This window comes from Janthinobacterium sp. BHSEK (assembly GCF_056174685.1).
On record NZ_JBWBYV010000005.1, the window covers coordinates 1 to 17,861 of the forward strand.

At 61.5% G+C, this 17,861-nt stretch carries 15 protein-coding genes and 1 rRNA gene; 7 read left to right on the forward strand and 9 right to left on the reverse strand.

Annotated elements, in window-relative coordinates:
• Positions 1 to 111, reverse strand: a 16S ribosomal RNA gene (locus tag AC0V2Y_RS02580); the annotation flags it as partial.
• A gap of 484 nt (positions 112 to 595) precedes the next feature.
• Here AC0V2Y_RS02580 and AC0V2Y_RS02585 point away from each other — a divergent pair.
• Positions 596 to 1,975: a sodium-dependent transporter gene (locus AC0V2Y_RS02585; protein ID WP_475417195.1), complete on the forward strand. Its 1,380-nt coding sequence runs from the start codon at positions 596 to 598 to the stop codon at positions 1,973 to 1,975.
• Here the strand turns inward: AC0V2Y_RS02585 and AC0V2Y_RS02590 are convergent, their stop codons facing one another.
• From AC0V2Y_RS02590 to AC0V2Y_RS02620, 7 genes are all read right to left on the reverse strand, one after another.
• Positions 1,976 to 2,590 (reverse strand): M15 family metallopeptidase, encoded by a 615-nt coding sequence (locus tag AC0V2Y_RS02590; protein ID WP_475417196.1) that lies wholly within the window; start codon positions 2,588 to 2,590, stop codon positions 1,976 to 1,978.
• The gene (locus AC0V2Y_RS02595) at positions 2,590 to 3,492 is read right to left on the reverse strand and encodes a LysR family transcriptional regulator (RefSeq protein WP_219309855.1); all 903 of its coding nucleotides are present in this window, start codon (positions 3,490 to 3,492) and stop codon (positions 2,590 to 2,592) included. Before AC0V2Y_RS02595 ends, AC0V2Y_RS02590 begins: the two co-directional genes overlap by 1 nt.
• Positions 3,493 to 3,574: 82 nt before the next feature.
• On the reverse strand, positions 3,575 to 4,375 hold the full coding sequence (locus AC0V2Y_RS02600) for an N-acetylmuramoyl-L-alanine amidase (RefSeq protein ID WP_475417197.1): 801 nt from the start codon (positions 4,373 to 4,375) through the stop codon (positions 3,575 to 3,577).
• Positions 4,376 to 4,405: 30 nt separating this feature from the next.
• The gene (locus AC0V2Y_RS02605) at positions 4,406 to 5,353 is read right to left on the reverse strand and encodes a BadF/BadG/BcrA/BcrD ATPase family protein (protein ID WP_475417198.1); all 948 of its coding nucleotides are present in this window, start codon (positions 5,351 to 5,353) and stop codon (positions 4,406 to 4,408) included.
• 94 nt (positions 5,354 to 5,447) lie between these two features.
• Positions 5,448 to 7,109, reverse strand: coding sequence for a glycoside hydrolase family 10-like protein (locus tag AC0V2Y_RS02610; RefSeq protein ID WP_475417199.1), 1,662 nt, complete (start codon positions 7,107 to 7,109; stop codon positions 5,448 to 5,450).
• Positions 7,110 to 7,200: 91 nt separating this feature from the next.
• Positions 7,201 to 8,499, reverse strand: a complete 1,299-nt coding sequence (locus AC0V2Y_RS02615) for an MFS transporter (RefSeq protein WP_475417200.1) — start codon at positions 8,497 to 8,499, stop codon at positions 7,201 to 7,203.
• A gap of 45 nt (positions 8,500 to 8,544) precedes the next feature.
• Positions 8,545 to 9,426: an N-acetylmuramic acid 6-phosphate etherase gene (locus tag AC0V2Y_RS02620; RefSeq protein ID WP_475417201.1), complete on the reverse strand. Its 882-nt coding sequence runs from the start codon at positions 9,424 to 9,426 to the stop codon at positions 8,545 to 8,547.
• 187 nt (positions 9,427 to 9,613) lie between these two features.
• Between AC0V2Y_RS02620 and AC0V2Y_RS02625 the strand changes: the two genes are divergently transcribed.
• Positions 9,614 to 10,672 carry a helix-turn-helix transcriptional regulator gene (locus tag AC0V2Y_RS02625; protein WP_475417202.1) on the forward strand — a complete coding sequence of 353 codons (1,059 nt, stop codon included), beginning with the start codon at positions 9,614 to 9,616 and terminating at the stop codon, positions 10,670 to 10,672.
• A 142-nt stretch (positions 10,673 to 10,814) separates the two neighbouring features.
• Positions 10,815 to 11,948, forward strand: a complete 1,134-nt coding sequence (locus AC0V2Y_RS02630) for a nuclear transport factor 2 family protein (RefSeq protein ID WP_475417203.1) — start codon at positions 10,815 to 10,817, stop codon at positions 11,946 to 11,948.
• Between the two features lie 14 nt (positions 11,949 to 11,962).
• On the opposite strand, the gene AC0V2Y_RS02635 is transcribed toward AC0V2Y_RS02630, so the two are convergent.
• Positions 11,963 to 12,703, reverse strand: coding sequence for a GntR family transcriptional regulator (locus AC0V2Y_RS02635; RefSeq protein ID WP_475417204.1), 741 nt, complete (start codon positions 12,701 to 12,703; stop codon positions 11,963 to 11,965).
• Positions 12,704 to 12,924: 221 nt separating this feature from the next.
• Between AC0V2Y_RS02635 and AC0V2Y_RS02640 the strand changes: the two genes are divergently transcribed.
• The 4 genes from AC0V2Y_RS02640 to AC0V2Y_RS02655 all read left to right on the forward strand — a co-directional run bounded on the left by AC0V2Y_RS02640 (position 12,925) and on the right by AC0V2Y_RS02655 (position 17,842).
• The gene (locus tag AC0V2Y_RS02640; protein ID WP_475417205.1) at positions 12,925 to 14,259 is read left to right on the forward strand and encodes a serine hydrolase domain-containing protein; all 1,335 of its coding nucleotides are present in this window, start codon (positions 12,925 to 12,927) and stop codon (positions 14,257 to 14,259) included.
• A 91-nt stretch (positions 14,260 to 14,350) separates the two neighbouring features.
• A complete protein-coding gene (locus AC0V2Y_RS02645; protein WP_475417206.1) occupies positions 14,351 to 15,637 on the forward strand; it encodes a D-amino acid dehydrogenase in 1,287 nt (428 codons plus the stop codon).
• A 92-nt stretch (positions 15,638 to 15,729) separates the two neighbouring features.
• Positions 15,730 to 16,179, forward strand: coding sequence for a YchJ family protein (locus tag AC0V2Y_RS02650; RefSeq protein WP_475417207.1), 450 nt, complete (start codon positions 15,730 to 15,732; stop codon positions 16,177 to 16,179).
• Positions 16,180 to 16,219: 40 nt separating this feature from the next.
• A complete protein-coding gene (locus AC0V2Y_RS02655) occupies positions 16,220 to 17,842 on the forward strand; it encodes a carboxyl transferase domain-containing protein (RefSeq protein WP_099408245.1) in 1,623 nt (540 codons plus the stop codon).
• The last annotated feature ends 19 nt before the right edge of the window (positions 17,843 to 17,861 follow it).

Sequence of the window (17,861 nt, forward strand, 5' to 3'; positions counted from 1 at the left end):
CTCACCCGTTCGCCACTCGCCACCAGAGCAAGCTCCGTGCTGCCGTTCGACTTGCATGTGTAAGGCATGCCGCCAGCGTTCAATCTGAGCCAGGATCAAACTCTTCAGTTTAATCTCTGTTACTTTGCCCTTTTACAGGCACCGTCATTGCTGACGGGTCGCTCACTCAAAAAACTGACAGGCTACTTCCGAAGAAGTATCCTATTTCATTATTTCTTGTGAACATTTGATATTTTAAGTATTACAGCAATCCGAAGATCACTGCTGCACTACATCAAATGCCCACACTTATCGACTGTTAATTGTTAAAGAACTGTATTCGGTTACTGCTTTCGCGCTATCGACAAAGCGTTGTGTTTGTCAGCTGCGAAGAAGGAAGAGTATGAAGCATTTCAGCACAATCGTCAACTCCTTCTTTTTACTGCATCGCCGTTTCCGGGGATCCTCAACTGCCGCATTTGACTGCGTCTCATTGGGGAGGCGAACTATAGCAAAGCGCCCCCGGAGTAGCAAGGCTTTTCCGGACGAATTGCATCGAACTGCTACAATTTCGCCCCCTCAGCGCAAATTCGCGTCCCACCATAGAAGATTCACCATGAAACAACAAGCTCAAGGATCAGGCCTGACCCTGAAACGAGCTGGCTTTACCACTGGCTTCGGCGTGCTCGCCGCCACCCTCGGTTCCGCAGTCGGTCTCGGCAATATCTGGAAGTTCCCCTATCTGACAGGCGCCAATGGCGGCGCCGGCTTCCTGCTCATCTATCTGCTCGCTACCTTATTAGTAGGACTGCCCGTGATGATCGCGGAAATCACCCTCGGACGCCGCGCCAAGGTCAATCCGATCTCCACCATGGAACAGCTGGCACCCAAGGGCAAGCCCTGGTGGCTGGTCGGCCTCATCGGCATGGTCGCCGCCTTCCTGATCGTCGCGTTCTACTCGGAAGTGGTGGGCTGGGTGTTTGCCTATATCGCCAAGGCCATCGACGGCTCCATCCTCAGCAGCGACAAACTTGTGACGGAAGCGGCCTTCGCTTCGCTGATCAGCAATCCTTTGCAATCGCTGTTGTGGCAATGGGGCGTGCTGCTGTTTATCGGCGGCATATTGATGCTGGGCGTGACCAAGGGCATCGAGGCGATCGCCAAGAAACTGATGCCGCTGCTGTTCCTGTTGTTGCTGCTGCTGTGCGCGGTCAGCCTGTCGCTCGATAAGGCGGGCGAGGGACTGGCGTTCCTGTTCCGTCCTGATTTTTCCAAGCTGACGGCTTCCGTCGTGCTGACGGCCATGGGCCTGGCCTTCTTTAAATTGTCCGTCGGCATGGGCACGATGATGACCTACGGCAGCTATTTCCGCGATGACCAGAATATCCCCGTGACCACCTTGCGCGTGATGGCGGCCGACCTCGGTGTATCGATGCTGGCCGGTATCGCCATCTTCCCCGCCGTGTTTACGTTTGGCTTCGCTCCCAGTGCGGGACCGTCGCTCGTGTTCATCACGATTCCCGCCGTGTTTTCGCAAATTCCCATGGGACAAGTGCTGATGGTGGTGTTCTTCATCCTGGCCGCCGTCGCCGCCACGGGGGCGATGCTGTCGCTGATGGAAGTGCCCGTGGTGATTTTCCATGAACGTTTCGGCTGGACGCGCACCAGAGCCACCATGGTGACCATGCTGCTGCTGGCCGTGCTCGGTTCCGTGTGCGCGCTGAGTAACAGCACCCTGGCGGACTTCAAGCTATTCAATTTGAATATGTTTGATCTGTTCGACTTCGTCTCGTCGAATATCTTCCTGCCCGTGGGCGGCATCGCCATTGCCTTGTTTACAGGCTGGGCCTGGGGCAAGCAGCATTTCATCGAGGCGATCAGCAATCATGGCCAGTTGCAGAATAGAACTCTGGCGCACGTGCTGCTGTTCCTGCTGCGTTTTGTCTCGCCCGTGCTGATCCTGATCGTGATGCTGAAGGGTTTAAAGGTCTTCTAATCAGAGTACCCGGGTGTAGGTCTGGCGCACCAGCACCCGGTCGCCGCAATCGAAATGCCACCACTCGCTGTTGATGCCGAAGAAGCCCGCCTGGAACATGGCGTCGCGCAACAAACGGCGGTGTGCCACTTGCTCCTCCGTGATTTCCCCCTTCTCCAGCAAGACCAGCTCCAGCACCGGATGCGAGCGCTCACTCAGGTCGTCAAAGCCTGTCCCCATATCCAGTTCCTGCCCGTCGGGCCCCACGATGGTGATGTCGAGCGCCATGCCGAACGAGTGGATCGAGCCGCGCGACGGCTCGGCGATATAGCCGAGCAACTCCGTTCCCTGCAGCGCATCCCACAATTGCTGCTGCACCCGCTGCGGGCGCAGGGCGTCGAGCACCAACAGATGATGATCGGGGCGCTGCGCGGCCAGCCAGGCCACGGCCTGCTCCAGCGCGGCGGCCGCGTCGCGGTGCAGCCAGGAGCAATCGATGGGGCTGTATAAGTCGCGGCCAACGAAATTGTCGGGCGTGGCATAGCGCAAGTCGACGGCGATGCCGGCGATGCTGCTCAGATGGCGAAATTGCGGATCGCTGCCGACCGCTTCCAATTGCAAACTTGCAACAGACATCAGACTCCTCTTTCCAGGCAGTTGCGCGCCGCCACGCCGATGCTGTCGGCCAGGCGCCGCGCGCCATGCGACAGCGGCGAGTGGCTCGCCGTCAATAAATATAGTTGGATCGGTATCGTGGGCGCCCAGGGGCGGCGCTGCAGCCGCTCGGGCGAGCCGGACGCGGCCGTAAACGGGTCGACCACGGCCATGCCGGCGCCCGCTTCCACCAGGGAACGGGCGATTTGATAGGTCTGCACCACAGTGGAAAACACGGGGTGGATATCCTGCGCCTCGCAGGCGGCGACCACCAGTTCGCCCAGCGGATCGTTGTCCGCATGGCCGATCAATTCGCCATTCAGGCCATGCGCCGTCAACGGTGTGCCGCAATCGGCCGCATGCCAGGTGCCGGCTGGCGCGATCACCGTCATGACACCCTGCGCGATCGGTTCGGCCACGATGCCCGGATGACGCGGGTCTTGCAGCGATACGGCCAGATCCGCTTCACCGAGGCGCAAGGTATTGACGATCTCGCCCGTGTGGTGAGTAGCCAGCTGGCAACGCGTGTGAGGAAAGTCGCGCCGCCACTGCGTCATGGCAAATGGCAAGACGCTGATGGCGATCGTCGGCGTGGACACCAGGCGGATGGTTTCCACCGCGTGGCCCTTCAGGCTGGCCGCCAGGCGGCGGATGCCCAATAAATCGCGGTTGAGCTTTTCCGTTTCGACAAACAAACGGTGCGCCTCGGGCTTCGGGTACAGCTTGCCCCGCACGCGCTCGAACAGCGGCATGCCCAGTTGCAACTCGCAATGCTGCAAGACCTTGGTCACGGCCGGCTGCGAGATATGCAGCACCTGGGCGGCGCCGCTGATGGTGCCAACTTGCATGATGGCGTGAAACACTTCGATATGACGCAGCCGCATGAGCTATTCCTTTACCTTGCTTTGGCCGCCTGGGCCGTAACGTTCAGCATATAAGAAAAAGTCATGGGCTGAAATGGCCATGCTACTTTGCTACAACAGCTGCGGCCGGCGTCGTCAGCACTTCCAGCAGGGCTGCCGTCTCGCCGTCGGGCATGCCGTCAAAGCGCGTATTGCGGTACTTCATCTGGAAGGCGATCAGCACATTGCGCGTCGCTTCGTCGAACACGCCCGTATTCGGCGTCGCATAGCCATGCTGGGCCAGCTTTTTCTGGAACCAGACGGCGTCCGGCACTTGCTGCTCAAAAATGAGGCGTTGCGCGGCCACGCGGTTGGCATCGGGCCAGACGATCAGGCCCGCATCGGCCAGCTGGCGCCATGGAAACAACGGACCCGGGTCCTGCTTGCGCTGCGGGGCGATTTCGTTGTGGCCCAGGATATTTTCCGGCGCGATGTTGTAGCGGGCCTGGATATCTTTTAACAGCGGAATCAGCTCATCGATCTGTGCCTGGGGAAACGGATACCAAAGGCGGCCTTCCGGCGTGTCCTTGTAGCCAGGGTTGACGATTTCGATGCCGATCGAGCTGACATTCAACTGTGTATAAGTCTTCCAGTTACTCACACCCGCGTGATTGGCCTGGCGCGATTCGTCGACCAGCACGTAAAACTTCGGCTTGTCCGTGTCCGTCAGCAAATAATGGCTGCTGACCACTTGTTCCGTCAGGATCTTGATCGAGCGGGGCAGGTCGCTGACCGTGTAATGGATGACGATGAATTTGACGCGCGGGCTCTGGCTGCGCGCATTCAAGCTATGGTCGAGGTGCGGCGCGGGCGTGGTGCAGGCGGAAAGCAGGGCCACCAGCAGGGCGAGGGCGATTTTTTTCATGAAAGATCCGTGTTCGGGTTAATAAAATATTCAGTTCTTGCCAATGCGCTGGCTCGCCGTCCTGGCCGCCAGCTTGGCCGCGGCCTCATGCGAACGGGCAACTTTTTGCTCCATCATCAACGATACAGGCAAAGCGGCGCGCATGGCAGCCGCGATGGCCGGGTGCAATTGCGCCGCGCGCCCGGCCAGCACCACAGGACGGGGGCCATAGCGCGCCGCCAGGGCCAGCGCCAACCGCGCCAGTTCCTGTCCCGCGCGCCGCAAGATGTCCAGCGCCAGCGGGTCGGCATCCGCACTGGCGGCCACGGCCAGCGCCAGCCGCCCGATGGCGCCCCGATCCTGGCCATACATGAAGGCGCGCGACAGCGACCAGTCGCTGCCGCCCAGTTGCGCAAACACGGCCCCGGCCATGGGCGAGCTGTGCCAGCTGCCGGGCGCCTCGTCTTCGCGGCGCCAGATGTGGCGCAAGGCTTCGCGGGCGATCCAGTAGCCGCCGCCGCCATCGTCGAGCAGCACGCCGCGCCCGCCGGCGCGGTGAAACACGCCGTCCGCATCGATCCAGGCGGCGATCGAACCCGTGCCAGCGTAGACCAGATAACCCTCGCCTGGTTCAAAACTGTCGCGGTAGGCGATGTCGATATCGTTGCCGATGCGGACGTCGCCGGCATCCAGCGCCAGCAAGGCGGACAACATTTGTGCCAGCACAACATCGTCGCCGCCAAAGCCCGTCAAACCGGCCACCACGGCGCGCGGCTGGCCGAGGGCCAGCACTTGCTTGCACAATGTTGCAAACGTGGCATGCACAGTAGCGCGGCCCGCATCGCTGCTCATTAGCAAGGCAGACAAGCCTTCCACGGCGCCGTCGGCCACGATGGCGCCGTCCCCGCTAGCCAGGGCCCAGCGCGTCTGCGTGCCGCCCGCGTCGATGCCCAGGCCCAGCACGGGCACCGCATTATTGGCTGTAGGGAAGGAAATCATGGCATGAGTGTAAAGCCAAGCGGGTCTTGCAGGCATGAAAGCTTGCGCATGTTTCATGCCTGCAGGTTATGGACTGCCGGTGAACGGTCAACAATTACTTGGCGGGGGCCGTAAACGGTGCGCGCACGGTGACGCGGGGGCTTTCGTTGCCGAGGCGGTCCACGGCGCTGACCACCACCGCATTGACTTTACCGATGGCGTCGTCGACCAGGGTCAGCTCGCCCTGCACGCCCGTGACCACGGTGAAGCGCCAGTCTTCGCCGTAGCGGGCCCAGACGGCATACTGGGCCACGGGTTTGCCGCCGCCCGACGTCAACTTGACGTTCAGGCTGCTGGAATCGCGGCGCAAGGCCAGCACAGGCGTGCCCGGTGCTTCCTTGCCCAGCCATGGCGTGGCGGGGATCAGGGCAGGGCTTTGATACACGCTCGCCTTGAGTTGCTCGCTGACACCCTTGCGGTTCTGCATCAGCGGCACCATGCTGAAATGCACTTGTCCATTCGCGCCGGGGCGCGTGCGCGTCACTTCGATCTGCTTGATGATCTCTTGCGGCGTGAAGGACTTGGCGGAATTGTCGATGCGGCTCGTATATAAACCGGGCCACACGTGACGGCCATACGGATTCTGCGCCAGCCAGTAGTCGAGCAGCACGCCGAACGCCTGCGGCGCCTGCGCCACGGGCCAGTACAGCTGCGGCGACAGATAATCGAGCCAGCCCTTGGCCAGCCACAGTTCCGCATCCGCATACAGTTTATCGTACTGGCTGAAGCCGACGATGCCGGCAGGGCGGCGGTCCGGGCGGCCGATGCCGAACGGGCTGATGCCGAAACGCACCCAGCTCTTTTCACGGTGGATGCCGGTATATAAGGCTTCGATCAGCTGGTTGACGTTCTGGCGGCGCCAGGAAGCGCGATCCAGCTGGCCGCCGGCCAGCAGATATTGCTGCCAGGAAGGTTCATCGGGAAATGGCAGTTCGCGCTTGGCGCCGCCATTGCCCGCGTCCAGCGCGGCCGTTTCGGCTCCCGCACCGGCGCCAGGCGCGTCGATCGGGTATGGATAAAAGTAATCGTCGATGTGCACGCCGTCGATATCGTAGCGGCGCACCACGTCCAGCACCACGTCCGTCGTATGCTTCGAGGCGGCCGCATCGCCCGGGTCCATCCACAGGTAGCGGCCGTATTGCTTGACGGACGCCGGGTTGGTGGACGCAAAACTATCGCGCGCCAGCGGCGACTTGGCCGTCGCGTGGCGGGCCCGGTAGGGGTTGAACCAGGCGTGCAATTCCAGGCCGCGCGCATGCGCCTGGGCCACCCAGAAAGCCAGCGGGTCATACATGGGCAATGGCGGCTGGCCTTGCTTGCCCGTCAGGTATTCCGACCATGGTTCCAGTTGCGATGGGTAAATCGTGTCGGCGCTGGGACGCACCTGCAGCACAATCGCGTTCAGATTCAAGGACTTGGCGCGGTCGAGGATGGCGATGGCCTCGGCTTGCTGCTTGGCGACAGGCAAATTGCTGCGGCTGGGCCAATCGATATTGGCCACCGTCGAGACCCAGGCGGCGCGAAACTCGCGCGGCGCCGGCGGCGGCACTTCGCCCGTGATGTGCTGCACGGGCGGCACGGCCGGCAAGCCCGCTTCGCCTGGCGTCACTGCGGAAGGCAGTTTGGTGCTGGTACAGCTGCTGAGCAATGTGGCGGTGGCCAACGCGGCCAGCACGCCGGCCGTGGCGCCCAGGCGTTTTTTGAAAGTAGACAACAAAACAATTCCTTGCAGTGGTGAAGCGCAGGTCTATCGGTGCGGGCATTTTACTGTGCGCCCGCCATCCTTGCGGGCGCACGGTTCAAAAGAATCAGGCCTCGGCCTTCTTGCCGAATTCCGGGTCGATCTTGACCAGCGCGGCCATGATGAAAGCGGGAATGGTGGCGATGCAGACCCAGATGAAGAAGTGCTGGTAACCAAGCATTTGCTGTATCCAGCCGCTGGCCATGCCCGGCAACATCATGCCCAGGGCCATGAAACCCGTGCAAATGGCGTAATGGGCCGTTTTATGCGCGCCATCGGAGACCATGATCATGTACAACATGTACGAGGCGAAACCGAAGCCATAGCCAAATTGCTCCAACGCAATACCACTGGCGATCACATAGATGTTGCTGGGCAAGGCGCTGGCCAGATAGACGAAGACCAGGTCGGGCAGGTGGACGGACAACACCATGATCCACAGGCAACGCTTCAAGCCGAAGCGGGAAATGATGAATCCGCCCAGCAAGCCGCCGAGGGTCAGGGCGATTACGCCGATTGTGCCGTAGACGAGACCCACCTGTTCCGTGCTCAGCCCCAGGCCGCCCTTGACGATAGGGTCGAGCAGGAAGGGCGCGGCCAATTTGAGCAATTGCGCTTCGCCGAGGCGGAACAGCAGCAAGAAGCCAAGGATGACGAGAATATCCTTCTTCTTGAAGAAGGCGGCAAAGGTGGCGATGAACTCTTGCAGCGGAGAAATGCCGGCGCCCTGGATGCTGGGGCGGTCGTCCTTCGGTTTCGGCAAGACAAAATAGTGGTACAGGAAGAGGGCGATGAACAGGCCCGCCAGGATCGCGAACACGACGGACCAGGCCAGCTGCACATTGCCCGTCGCATGCGTCAGATAGCCAGCCAGATACACCAGGCCGCCCTGGCCCGCGATCATCGCCAGGCGGTAAAACGTGCTGCGCACGCCGACGAAGGCCGCCTGCTGGTGCTCTTCCAGGCCCAGCATATAAAAGCCGTCGGCGGCGATATCATGCGTGGCGGAACTAAAGGCCATCAGCCAGAAGATGGCCAGGCTGATCTGGAAGAAATGGGGCAGCGACGTCGTCAGGGCCACCAGCGCCAGCGCGGCGCCGATCACCAGTTGCAAGCCGACGATCCAGAAGCGCTTGGTGCGGTACATATCGATGAAGGGCGACCACAGGGGTTTGATAACCCACGGCAAGTACAGCCAGCTCGTGTACAGCGCGATATCCGTATTGGAAAAGCCGTAATTCTTGTACATGATCACGGACAAGGTCATGACCACTACATAGGGGATGCCCTGGCCGAAATACAGGGAAGGGATCCACAGCCACGGATTTTTCGCGCGCGCCGGGACGGGTTGTTTCACTAGCTCCATACATCCTTCTTTGTCTCCCAGACAGAAGAATGCCGCGCCATCGGATCACGCCGCCAGTGCCGCCCGCACACTGCCGCCCGCGCCGGCCAACAATGCCTGTGCCTGGTTTGTGTTGATTTTTTTGATCAAGGCAACAATCGCCACCTTGACGTGATAGTGGCATTGCTCCAGCACGGTCCTGGCCTGCACCTCGCTGGCGCCCGTGGCATGCATGGTCAGACGCACCGCCCGCCAGATCAGCTTGGCGTTGGTCGGCTTCAAGTCTACCATCAAGTTTCCGTAAGTTTTGTGCAAACCCACCATCAGGGCGCTGGAAATCGTGTTCAGGGTGATTTTTTGCGCCGTGCCCGCTTTCAGCCGTGTGCTGCCCGAAATGACTTCCGTGCCCGTGTCGAGCACGATGCCATATTGCGCCTCGTGCGCCACGGGGGCGTCCACATTGTTGGCGATGCCTATCGTCAAGGCACCGGCCTTGCGCGCGGCCAGCAGCGCGCCCAGCACATACGGCGTGGCGCCGGAGGCGGCCAGCAGGATCACGACGTCATTTTCTTGCGGCAACAAGGCCAGCACATCCCGCTCGCCTTGCTGTACATCATCTTCCGCCCCTTCGACGGCCGTGAACATGGCGCCCGCGCCGCCGGCCAGGATGGCGACGGCCCGCTCGGGCGGCCAGGAAAACGTGGGCGTCAATTCAACGCTGTCGAGCACGCCCAGACGGCCCGACGTGCCCGCGCCCACGTACAGCAAGCGTCCGCCGGCGGCGATGCGGGGCAGGGCGGCCGTGATGGCGGCCCCGATTTGCGGCGACGCCAGCCGCACGGCTTCGACGGCCCAGAACTGGTCATCGACCAGCGCCGCCACCAGTTGCTCCACCGGATACAGGTCCAGATCCGGATGCCGCCGGCTCGGGGTTTCAGTTTTCAACATGATTTCAGAACATGGTTGAAGGTGAAACCAGTTTAATACCAACGAGCAAGATCAACCATGAAAGGTTGGCGGGCGGGCATAACGGGAGTTTATGGCTGGCGCAGGAACCTGGTGTCCTACTTGTACTTCGATACGCTCCCGTTTATGTCTATACTTGGGTTCGACGCCCAAATTCACGACACGCCCCATGATCGCTCGCCAATTGCTGTTCCTGTTTAGCGCCCTTGGCGCCATCAACGGCATTTTCCTGGCCGTCTATTTTTTCAGCCGTCGGCCTCGCTGCCTGGCCGACTGCATGCTGGGTGCATTGCTGCTTGCCGTGGGGGTGCGCACCGCCAAATCCGCCTTCCTCTACTTCAACCCTGCGATCGCCATCGAATTCCGACAGCTGGGCCTGTCGGCTTGCCTGCTGATCGGTCCCTTGACCTATCTGTACGTGCGCTCTTTCCTGGCCGGACTCGCGCAACAGCCTGCCGGCCAACAATGGCGCTGGCATCTCGGCCTGTCCTTCCTGCTGATAGGCATAGGCGTTGCCTTTCCGTATTCCGCGTATCGTCCTGTGTGGGACCGTTCAAGTCATGCCATTCATCTGTTCTGGCTATGCTACCTGCTGGCGACCGCCAGCTTGCTCTGGCAAACCCGCCATGCATGGCTGAATGACGGACAGCGGATGGCGACCAGCAGCATGCTGATGCTGAGCGTCTTTGCGGGCAGCTGTGTCATGTTGGCGGCGTACGCGAGCACGCCGTTCACGTCGTATATTGTCGGCGCCTTGTCGTTTACCTTCTCGCTGCATGTCGCGGTCATGGTCTTTCTGCTGAGAAAGGAAACCTCGACGCCTGCCGAACCGAAGCCGAAGTACCAGAACAGCCGCCTGACGCACGACGATGCGCTTGCCGTGCTCGCTGCGCTGGAACAACAGATGAGCGGGCAGAAATCCTATCTGAATCCGAACCTGACCCTGGCCCAACTGGCCAAGCGGGCGGGATGTACGCAGGCGCAGGTGTCGCAGGTGCTGAATGACAAGCTGAGCAAGAGCTTCACTACCTACGTCAACGAATACCGTATCGCCGAAGCGAAACAGGTCTTGGCCGACGAGCCGCAATTGAACATGGATACCGTTGCCGAGCGCTGCGGGTTCAATTCCAGTTCCACCTTCTACTCGACCTTCAAGAAAGTTGCTGGGCAGACTCCCGCCAGCTTCCGCGCCCAACCCAGCCAGGCGGCCACGGCCATTTCCGCGTAAAACCGCTCCGGAATCGCCATTCCGGAGTCTGAAATCATGTTTGGCGACATCAACTCCCCTGCATTTCGATAACTTATCGACCAGCAACGACCTGAAATAGTCGTTGCTCCGATAAACGCAGTTATTCACTCAGGGTAAAGTCATGATTCAGTTTTTATTGCGAACGGTACTCGCCTGTTGCTTGCTCGGCAGCGCCGCCGTCGGCACCGCCGCAACCGCCGACCAGGACGAAAATGCGATCCGGGAAACCGTGCGCTTGTATCTGCATGGCACCAGCTTCAACGTACAGGACGAGATCAACCAGGCCTTCCATGCTACCGCCCGTCTTTATCTGGACGGCAAAAACGATACGGAATGGGAGCTCAGCGGTCCGGAATACGCCAAACTCTTTTCCCAAGAGAAAATAGGCCAATTCAATGGGCGTCACGGGCGGCTGATCAAGGTGGAGGTGAGCGGCAAGGTGGCCACCGCCAAGGCCGAGATCCACATTCCCCAGCAAGGGGTCCGCTATGTGGATGTATTTCTTCTGAAAAAGATCGCCGGCAACTGGAAGATCATCAGCAAGTCGGCCGATCGCGAGCCGGCAGCCCCGCGCCATGCACGCAAGGTGTTGCTGGTCGTGTCGAATGTGCATCAATATCCCGGCACAAAAATTAACGCAGGCAATAATTTTCCCGAACTGGCCTATACCTACGATGCCTTTCGCAAAGCAGGGTACGCGGTCGACTTCGTCAGTCCCGAGGGGGGCGCCATTCCTTTGGAAATGATCGTCACGTCGGACGAATTGCTCAAAAAGCATCTGTACGACAGTGATTTCATGTGGGCACTGGCCCATACCAAGCCCGTCTCCGAGGTCAGGGCCGACGAGTATGCGGGCATGGCTTTCGTCGGCGGCGGCGCGGCCATCGTCGGCATCCCGGACAACAAGCCGCTGCAGGACATCGCTGTGCGGATCTACGAACAACAAGGCGGGGTGATCGCGGCCATCTGCCATGGCACCGAGGGGATCAAGAATGTGAAGCTCAGTGACGGTACTTTCCTGATCCAGGGCAAGGTGCTCACCTCGTTCCCCGATGCGTATCTCAACAAGGAATCGCCGATATACAAGGCCTATCCGTTTTCGGCGGAAGCGAGCATCAAGCGCCATGGCGGCATCTTCAGGCACGGCGCCAACGGCAAGAGTCACGTCGAGGTCGATGGCCGGCTGGTGACCGGCATGAGCTGGGAGTCGTCCGTGGGCGTGGCCGAATCCATGATTCGCCTGATCCAGCAGTAATTCAGGCGGCTGAATTAAGGAGAACGGCGCATTTCCGCCACGAAGTCGTAGTGGTCGCTGCGGCAATACGAATGCGTCAGTTCCACCGCCTCGCCCGACTCCAGGTAGGCGATGCGCGTGATGAACAGCACGGCCTGGCCATCGGGGATGCCCAGCTGCTTGGCCAGCACGTCCGTCGCATTCATGGCGCGGATGTGCTGCAAGGCGCGCACGGGCGCCTTCTTGATGCTGCTCAAGTATTCATACAGCGAATCGCCCATGGCATCCGGGTCCGGCACCACGCTGAAGGGCAGCACGCTCACTTCATACGCCATCACCACGTCGTCGGCCAAGCGCAGGCGCTCCAGGCGCGCCACTTTCGTGTTCTGCGCCAGGCCCAGGCTCAGCTGTTCATCGCTGCTGGCGATGACGACTTCGCGCTTGAGCCAGCGCGAGCCGGGGCGGTAGCCGCGCTGCTGCAGCTGCTCGGAAAAGCTCGACAGGTTCGACAGGGGCTGCTCGATGCGCGGGGCAATATAGTTGCCCGAACCGCGGCGGCGCACGACGAGACCTTGCTCGACGAGCTGGTCGATGGCCTTGCGGGCAGTCACGCGCGATACGTCGAGCAGTTCGGACAGGGTACGTTCAGATGGCAGGGCCTGGTCTACCTGGTAGCGGCCGTTGCGTACGTCATCGCTCAGCTTGCGGGCGATCTGCATATATAAAGGCGAATTGTCATTTAAATCGACCTTGAGTTCTACGCTGGTCTGGCTCATACAGTTCTCCTTGTCCTCCTAGTGTAATAGCGATGGCGCTTGCGCGTAGCCCGTCCACCCATGAATAAATGGAAAATGGGCATAAATAACGGTTATACACTTAAAAAAACAATGTTTTACCGTACGTATAGCTTTGCATTATAGATAAATAAGCAATTTTCATTAGCCTTGGAAACGATCCCGCCCTATGCTGGCGGCGCATCCACACATGGTATGAGAATATGAAAAAGCGAATCACGGGTTTGCTCGGCTTGCTGCTGCTGGGCGGTATCTGGCCGGCAATGGCCGCACCACCCGGCAGCGGCAGCGCACCCGTCGCCGGCCCGCAACAGCGCGCGCTCGACGCGGCCCTGTCGGCCATCGTCGACGATGCGGCCCACCCGCTGGCCAGCCTGTCCGTGCTGGCCATTCGCAATGGTAAGGTGTCGTATCAGCAACAATTTGGCTACCGGCACATAGTCGCCACGCCGGCGGACAGCTTGCCCGTGACGCCGGCCACCCTGTTCCGCATCGCTTCCGTCTCGAAGATGATGACGACCCTGGGCTTGATGCGGCTGGTCGAGCAGGGCAAGCTGAGCCTGGACCAGGACGTGGGCATTTATTTAGGCTTTTCCCTGCGCAACCCGCATTTCCCCCAGCGGCCCGTGACCTTGCGCAGCTTGCTCAGCCACACGTCCTCGCTGCGCGACGCAGGCGGCTATGCCTGGGGCCCCGAACGTAGCCTGCGCGACGTGTTTACGGCCGGCGGGGACGCGATGTGGGATTCCAGCGCGGCACCCGGCCGCTACTTTACGTATTCCAACCTGAACTGGGGTGTGATCGGCACCGTGATGGAACAAGTCACGGGCGAGCGCTTCGACTTGCTGATGCGGCGCCTGCTGCTCGATCCCCTCGACGTGCGCGGCGGCTACAACCCGGCCACCTTCTCCCCGGAAGAGGTCGCCAATACGGCCACCCTGTACCGCAAGCGCACGCTGGAGACGGAAGTGTGGCAGCCGCACGGGCCATGGATCGCCCAGGCCGACGATTTTGATCAGCGCCCGCCGGCCGGCATCGAGCGTTATGTAATCGGCAGCAACGCCACCGTCTTCAGCCCCACGGGCGGCTTGCGCATTTCCGCCGCCGGACTGGGCACCGTCATGCGGATGCTGCTCGATGGCGGCCGCTACCAGAATACGCAGCTATTGCAGCCGGCCAGCATCGCCTTGATGTTTGGCCGGCAATGGCAGCTGGCACCCGATGGCGGCAATGGCAACAGCGAACGGGGCCTGTACCGCGCCTGGGGCCTGGGAAATCAGCAGTTCGATGCCGTGGCGGGGCAGGGCAATGGCCTGGTCGAGGGCGCCAGTTTTCATGCGGTCGGCCATTTAGGCGACGCGTATGGCCTCGTCTCTGCCTTCGTGCTCGATTTCAAGCACAAGAATGGCATGGTGATGCTGGTGGGCGGCACGGGCAGCGATCCCGCACAGTATCCGGGCGCCTATTCCGCCATGGGGCGCAGCGAGGAATTGATCCTCACCACCTTGTACCGTGGTGCGATTGGCAATAATGAATAACTTGCACAAAAACAGTGCATTCCTGAAAGTTATGGCTGCACCATGATGTTTCATTGGCTCACGTGATGGCCAGCCTCTAAGCTCTCATCGAATGCTCCCGCACCATGGGAGCGCAACGCAGCGAGGCAACATGCAGCAACAAGTCATCATCATCGGCGGCGGCGTCGTCGGTCTGACATCGGCCTGGTGGCTGGCCGAGGCCGGCTACAAGGTCACCTTACTCGAACGCAATGAACAGGTGGCAATCGCCGCCAGCTACCGCAATGGCGGCCAGCTCAGCTATCGCTATGTGGCGCCCCTGGCGGACGCGGGCGTACCCTTGAAAGCCCTGCAATGGCTGCTGCAGAAAGATGGTCCGCTGCGCTTCCGTCCCGAGGCCGACTGGCGCCAATGGCGCTGGCTGGCCAGTTTCCTGCGCAATTGCAATGCTGCCAGCAATGCCCGCACGACGGCCAAGCTGCTGCAACTGGGCGAATGGAGCCGCGCCGGCATGGCGCAGCTGGAGTTGGTGGTACCGCCCGAGGCGTATGCCTGGCGCGATGCCGGCAAACTCATCGTCTACCGCTCGCCCGCCATCTTCCAGCGGGCCGTGGCGCGGCCGGAATCGGAAGAGGCGCGCATCGTGCTGTCGCCGCAGGAAGCCGTGCAGCGCGAACCGGCGCTGGCCGCCTTGCAGGGCGTGCTGGCGGGCGGCATCTTTACGGAAGGAGAAGCGGTGGCCGATTGCCACGCCTTTTGCCTGGCGCTGGAAGCGCGATTGCTGCAGCACCCGAACTGCTCGCTCATCTTGAAAGGCGAGGCGCGCCGTCTCCTCACGCACAAGGGCAGGATCACGGGCGTCGACACCAGCCTGGGCCTGCTGCAAGCGGACCACTACGTGCTGGCGGCCGGCATCCAGAGCCGCGACCTGGCCGCCACGGCGGGCGTCTACCTGCCCCTGTACCCGCTGAAGGGCTACAGCCTGACGGCCCCCATCCGCGCGCAGGACAAGGCGCCCGAGATCAGCATCACGGATTTCGAGCGCAAGGTGCTGTATGCGCGCATCGGCGGCGACCTGCGCGTGGCCGCCATGGTCGACATGGTGGGCGCCGACAACAGCATCGACTGGGGCCGCATCGCCGGCCTGACGCGGCTGGCGCGCGAAGCCATGCCGCACGGCGCCGATTACGACCAGGCCACAGCCTGGGCCGGCCTGCGCCCCGCCACGCCGAACAGCGCGCCGCTGGTGGGCGCCAGCAAAGTTGCGAACTTGTGGCTCAACGTGGGTCATGGCCCGCTGGGCTTTACCTTTGCCGCCGGCACGGCGCGCATCCTGGCCGATATCATGGCCGGCAAGGCGCCGCCGTTCGCGCTGGACTTCCTCAGTCCGAAAAAATAGCTGGCCAAGGCGGCGCGCACGCGCTGCTGCCGATATGGCGGATAATTGCGGAACTTTTCTGTTCCCTCTTTTCTGTTGCATATCGTCAGCGCATGCCCACACCTTCGAAATTGTCTGCCTGCCCCTGTGGCGGCGCCTCCTACGCCAGCTGCTGCGGCCCGTACATCGCGGGCGACGCCTTGCCGTCCACGGCCGAAGCCCTGATGCGTTCGCGCTACACGGCCTTCACCTTGCGCGACGAGCCCTACCTGCGCGCCACCTGGCATGCCAGCACCCGTCCCGCCGACGCCTTGTTTGCCGACGAAGAAAAAGTCCACTGGCTGGGACTTGAGGTAAAATCTGCTTTACGTTTACGTCAACGTAAAGCAGAATCAGCAGATCAAGCCGAAGAGATACATCGCGACACCGTCGAATTCGTGGCCCGCTACAAGGTCAACGGCCGCGCGCACCGCCTGCATGAGGTGAGCCGCTTCGTGCGCGAGGCGGGCGAGGGCGGTGGCGCCCTGCGCTGGTTTTATCTCGACGGCAGTTTTCCCGAATAGCGCGACCCGAGAGACCGGGCGATCATAAAAAGGAACCGCAATGCCGCATATCGAAAGCAAACTCAATCCGCGCAGTGAAGATTTCAAGGCCAATGCCGCGGCCATGCAAGCCATCGTCGACGATCTGCGCGACAAGGTGGAAAAGATCGCGGCCGGCGGCGGCGAAGCGGCGGCCGCCAAGCACCTGGCGCGCGGCAAACTGCTGCCGCGCGACCGAGTGCAGATGCTGCTCGATCCCGGCACGCCCTTCCTCGAGTTTTCCCAGATGGCGGCCTACGCCATGTACCAGGACGCCAAAGGCGTCGATGCGGCCCCTAGCGCCGGCATCATCACCGGCATCGGCAGGGTCTCGGGCCAGGAATGCGTCATCGTGTGTAACGACGCCACCGTCAAGGGCGGCACCTATTACCCGATGACGGTGAAAAAGCATTTGCGCGCCCAGGAAATCGCCGACCAGAACAACCTGCCGTGCATCTACCTGGTCGACTCGGGCGGCGCCAACCTGCCGAACCAGGACGACGTCTTCCCCGACCGCGACCATTTCGGCCGCATCTTCTATAACCAGGCGAATTTATCGGCCAAGGGCATTCCGCAAATCGCCGTCGTGATGGGCTCTTGCACGGCGGGCGGCGCCTACGTGCCGGCCATGAGCGACGAGTCGATCATCGTCAAGGAGCAGGGCACGATTTTCCTCGGCGGCCCGCCGCTGGTAAAAGCGGCAACGGGCGAAGTGGTGACGGCCGAAGACCTGGGCGGCGGCGACGTGCACACGCGCCTGTCCGGCGTGGTCGACCACCTGGCGCAGAACGATTTGCACGCGCTGTCGCTGGCGCGCACCATCGTCTCGAACCTGAATCGTACAAAACCGCAGCAGATGGCGCTGCGCGAGTCGGTCGAGCCGAAATACCCGACACAGGAACTGTATGGCGTAATCCCCGTCGATACGCGCAAGCCCTTCGACGTGCGCGAGGTGATCGCGCGCATCGTCGACGGCAGCGATTTCGACGAATTCAAGGCCCGCTACGGCACCACCCTGATCTGCGGCTTCGCGCACATCTATGGCGTCAAGGTCGGCATCATCGCCAATAACGGCATCTTGTTCTCCGAATCGGCCTTGAAAGGCACGCATTTCATCGAATTGTGCTGCCAGCGCAAGATCCCGCTGGTCTTCCTGCAAAACATCACGGGCTTCATGGTGGGCCGCAAGTACGAAAACGAGGGCATCGCCCGCAATGGCGCCAAGATGGTGACGGCCGTGGCCACGGCTGCCGTGCCGAAATTCACGGTGATCATCGGCGGCAGCTTCGGCGCCGGCAACTACGGCATGTGCGGCCGCGCGTTTTCGCCCCGTTTCATGTGGATGTGGCCGAATGCGCGCATTTCCGTCATGGGCGGCGACCAGGCGGCTTCCGTGCTGGCGACCGTCAAGCGCGACGGCATCGAAGGCAAGGGCGGCGCATGGAGCGCGGACGAGGAAGCGGCCTTCAAGCAGCCGATCAAGGATCAATACGAACACCAGGGCCACCCATACTATGCCACCGCGCGCCTGTGGGACGATGGCGTGATCGACCCGGCCGACACCCGCATGGTGCTGGGCCTGGGCCTGTCGGCCGCCTTGAACGCGGAAATCCCGGACACGAAGTTCGGCGTATTCCGCATGTAAGCGGCACTCAGGGAGAAGA